Annotated in this window: 3 protein-coding genes and 1 pseudogene; 2 read left to right on the forward strand and 2 right to left on the reverse strand. The window is 53.8% G+C overall.

Going from position 1 to position 4011, the window contains the following annotated elements; genetic code table 11:
* The first annotated feature begins 146 nt into the window (after positions 1–146).
* Positions 147–725: a TetR/AcrR family transcriptional regulator gene (locus tag HB393_RS25490; protein WP_255551608.1), complete on the forward strand. Its 579-nt coding sequence runs from the start codon at positions 147–149 to the stop codon at positions 723–725.
* 245 nt (positions 726–970) lie between these two features.
* Here the strand turns inward: HB393_RS25490 and HB393_RS24830 are convergent, their stop codons facing one another.
* Both HB393_RS24830 and HB393_RS24835 read right to left on the reverse strand, forming a co-directional pair.
* Positions 971–1714: an alpha/beta fold hydrolase gene (locus HB393_RS24830; protein ID WP_345945439.1), complete on the reverse strand. Its 744-nt coding sequence runs from the start codon at positions 1712–1714 to the stop codon at positions 971–973.
* 275 nt (positions 1715–1989) lie between these two features.
* A complete protein-coding gene (locus HB393_RS24835; protein ID WP_213807916.1) occupies positions 1990–2382 on the reverse strand; it encodes a YciI family protein in 393 nt (130 codons plus the stop codon).
* Between the two features lie 493 nt (positions 2383–2875).
* Between HB393_RS24835 and HB393_RS24840 the strand changes: the two are divergent.
* Positions 2876–3136: pseudogene (locus tag HB393_RS24840) on the forward strand (3-methyl-2-oxobutanoate hydroxymethyltransferase); the annotation flags it as partial.
* Positions 3137–4011: the final 875 nt, after the last annotated feature.

Here is a 4011-nt window from a genome sequence, read left to right on the forward strand (position 1 = left end):
GTTTCCTGCATGTCAGTGAGCATGGGAAGCATATCGATTTATCCTCAATCGGCAGGCGTTGCGCGAGTATGCGGAGTATCTAATGGAGATTTGGCTCATTCACCTAATACTTGACCTTTCGTTCCAGAAAATAGTATAGTGGTGCAATGGCACGGACAAAAGAGTTCGATCGGGAACAGGCCCTCGATGCTGCCATGCAACTGTTTTGGAAGCACGGCTACGAAGCGACCTCAATTCAAGATCTCGTTGAAGCTACCGGTGTCCAGCGCCAAAGCCTCTATGACACATTTGGATCGAAGCATGAGATGTTTCTGCAAAGCCTCATGCGGTATCAGTCATTGGAGGGGCACCAGCTAAGCGATCTCACAAAGAGGCATCCCAAAGGCGGCTTACCGCTCATCCGAGCGATCTTTAGAAGTTGTGCTTCCCAGACGGTCTGTGATGCTCGCGGATGCTTTGCCGCGAACTCCGCTGCGGAGCTGGCCAGTTCGGACGAGGCAGTCGCAGAGAGAGTTCGGATTGGGCGCGATGGGCTGGAAGAAGTGTTCAAGCGCTGTTTAGTGCAAGCGAGGGACGCTCGCGAACTCAAGAATTCATCTTCTGTTTCCGCGCTGGCGCAGTTCCTGGTCAATGCCTTTTTCGGTCTTCGCCTCATGGCGAAGACGCGACCCCCCAAAGCAATGATCGACAACGTGGTGTCAGTCACTCTGGCCGTACTGCGTTGATTCATTTGCTCCAAACTGAAGGGAGCGTTCCATAAGGGACGAAAACATTGGGCGCTGGGGCAGCTCTGGAAACGCGCATCGGCCGTTCTCACCAGCCGCGATCCGCCAGGCCGGGGGGTAAGTAAGTACGATTCGACCTATCCTCCTGATCAATACCGATCAGTATCGTCGATTTATCATCAAGCAATCTTGTTTCCGATCGGTATCGCTGAACTAGAAATGTATGCTCCACGCCGGGCTTTACGTTAGCCGCTGATCCATGCAATGAGGGCGCGATTAATCTCCTCCGGCTGTTCAAGAGTGGATTCATGGCCGCACTCAGGCACCACAGTGTAGCGGGCGTCGGGGATGGCGCTTGCCATCTCCTGGGCACGTTCTGGCGGAGTAAGTAGATCGTTGTCGCCGACGACAACGAGGGTGGGTACGCTGATGGCGGCGAGGTCAGGGCGACTATCGATCCGCCCGATGACGGCCTCCTGTTGACGTGCGAACCCCTCGACGCCCACTGTGAGCCCCATGCGGACATTGGTCTTGCGCAACGCTGGATCGGTTTGATGCGCGGGGTGAAGGATCGCGGTCAGGACCTGCGCCACCAGCGCTTCAAAGTCACCGGTACGCGCTTGCTCTACGAGTGCTCGTCTTTGGGTGATTTGTTCAGGTATATCTGGCCGCGCAGAGGTGTCAAGCAGAGCTAGCTTAAGGACACGCTCTGGCGCCTGCCGCATGATCTCAAAACAGATATATCCCCCCATTGAAATGCCAGCAAGAGCAAACCGCGGGGGGGCAGATGCCAGGATTGACGAAGCCATTTCCGAAACCGTCGATCCCTCAAGCGTCGAAGCAACTGTGACTGGGCCGTAAGGCCACAAGGCTTCAACCTGAGGTGCGAAAACTTCCGCCGTGCAGAGTAACCCAGGGATAAAAACAATGGGAATCAACGTACTCTCCTCATATCGTTGGCGAAAACCAAGATAGCGATGCGACCTCAATCGGACTTTTGAGGCTAGTCTCGTGAAATGCGCTTCCCGTCAGTGAGCAGTTCGTTGTTCGCAGTTGATGACAAATCGCTAATGCGCTCATTGACAAGCGGTGAGCATCGCGCGACCAGCGCCACCGCTGTGGCAGCGGAGGCCCCGGGCTCTGGCCAGTAATCAGCAATCCATCCCTAACTACGTAGGATCCCCAGTTCGCCCCCTTGGAGTAGATCCCGTCGAGCTATGCGGGGAGGCACCTTGGATTCTGCCGAACAAAGCCTCAGCGCCTTTTACTCAAGAACCATGCGCCCATCAGAAAAACTGATATGCAAGTTCAACGACCCTTCATTAATTAACCAAGGACGAATCTTGAAGCTTCGAGCCCCGCATTGATGCATCGGATCCAGCGCCGCTAGGCGATTTGCATCAGCAAGCGAGGTAGCCCGTATTACAAACATTCCGTCCCCTTCCCAATGCTTCTCGTCATCGGTCCAATGTGGGCCAGCGGCGACCAGAATCCCATCTCGCTCGATTTGACACTGGTGTTTAAGATGCCGAGGGAGATTCTCCATAACTGGTTCGATGCCATTGGTGGGTTTAGAAAAAATAACATAAAACTGCTTCTGAAGCATACCTTTGCTCGCCTCAAGCACTTGCTCACGTGTTATGAGTGGACTGTTCATAATTTAGCTCCGATCTGAGTCGTGACTAGAAACGACTCGGTTGCAAAGTTCAGGTTCGGATCAGCGGATTCAGACTGCCCAACCGCCAAACGTCAAGCGAGATGGAGTTCGACGATGCGTGCCTCGCCATGGATGTTTTGCGTGAGGGTGCTTTGGTGAGCCGCGTCTTCGCGATGAGTCGGAAGACTGAAAAGCATTGACCGAGAACTGGGCCAGCGCAGAAACAGAAGATGAATTCTTGAGTTCGCGAGCATCCCTCGCTTGCACCAAACAGCGCTCGAACACTTGTTTCAAGCCTATCGCGTCCAATCCGAACTCTCTCTGCGACGGCCTCGTTCGAGGGCCTGTTCCTGATCGAACTCTTTTGTTCGTGCCATCGCACCGTTATATCGTTTATGGAACGATTAGTCAAGTATAAGGTAATTGAACCACATTCTCCATCAGATGCTGCGCATATCGGGTGCAGGGACTGTCATAGGCCACTGCCACGCAATTCTACAAGGATGCCCTTGCACTACATGCGGCAGGGGCAATTGCGTTGGTCTTGGAAGGAATTCCTCGCGAGTTAGCAGCCTATATAACTTCCCTGTTAACGATTCCCACTATCGACATCGGGCCGGACCAGACTTTTGTGCGAGCGTTCGCGCAGGATTTGTTCCGGTCTACCGTCGCAGTCTCTTTTGCGAAACTCGCGCCGCTTCAAACAGCTATCTGCCCCTTCCTAAACCTGCCCGAAACGAGCGCGGGACGCTAGGGTCAGGGTCTCACAGCCGCGAAAATGAAGAACTGCATCTGGCTCCGTCCAGAGACCGTCGCGCAGTTTCGCGCAGGATGGATACTTCGCCAATCGAACGTCCCGCTATGGCGACCCCTGTGTGCTTATCAGCGCTTCACGGGGTCTCAACTGTTGCGAACAGGCCAAGGCACTCATCGAACCTCCCCTGAGTATCCTAGGCCAATCGTGGACATCTGGGACGTGGAAACTTCCGGTTGGCGTAGGATCTTGACGTTTGGTGTCGTGACCCCTTTAATCGCTTTCACTTGGCTGGCCCTCGCCCCTTCAGAGTATTCATTTCTTCAAACAGTGGCACGTTCTTTGCCAGGACAGATTCGATTCCAAAGGTCAACGTACTCTGCTCATGCCCCTCTGGATGTTGCTCTCTCCACAGCACTCTCAAGAACTTCGGCCAGTTATTCTGCACGTAGAACGGGCGCGTCACCTTCGCATGACAGGGCAAGCAGAGAGTCAAATCTACGCCGGATCGTTATTCCCCGGTTCTCGATGATGCACCGCGACTGATCGCTTTCCGCGCCTCAACGTCGTACATCCAGGTACACGGCAACGCTAGTTGTCTCTCTTCAGCACCTCCTCGCGATGGCCACCGTAATATCCCTCATCCTGGCCCTTCAGCGTGTAGCAGGTCGAAGCACAACGCTTTTGCTAGAACCTTGGATTTCCCGCTGGCACAGCGCATTTGATACACAATTTGCCAAGGCCTGTTATGTAACGTTTAGGTATACCCAATTGCAATCCGTTAGCCCCATGATGACGAGTACATATGCACGTCTACTTATCAAACTTGAATTCGAGACTTTTCAAGACAGCCACGATACGGACAAGAGTTTGGA

The sequence above is a fragment of the Granulicella sp. dw_53 genome (assembly GCF_018449545.1).
In the GTDB taxonomy this organism is placed as follows: domain Bacteria; phylum Acidobacteriota; class Terriglobia; order Terriglobales; family Acidobacteriaceae; genus Edaphobacter.

Coding starts and splice junctions, on each gene's coding strand:
- HB393_RS25490 (WP_255551608.1), top strand. CDS start 147: ATGGCACGGACAAAAGAGTTCGATCGGGAACAGGCCCTCGATGCTGCC.
- HB393_RS24835 (WP_213807916.1), bottom strand. CDS start 2,382: ATGAACAGTCCACTCATAACACGTGAGCAAGTGCTTGAGGCGAGCAAA.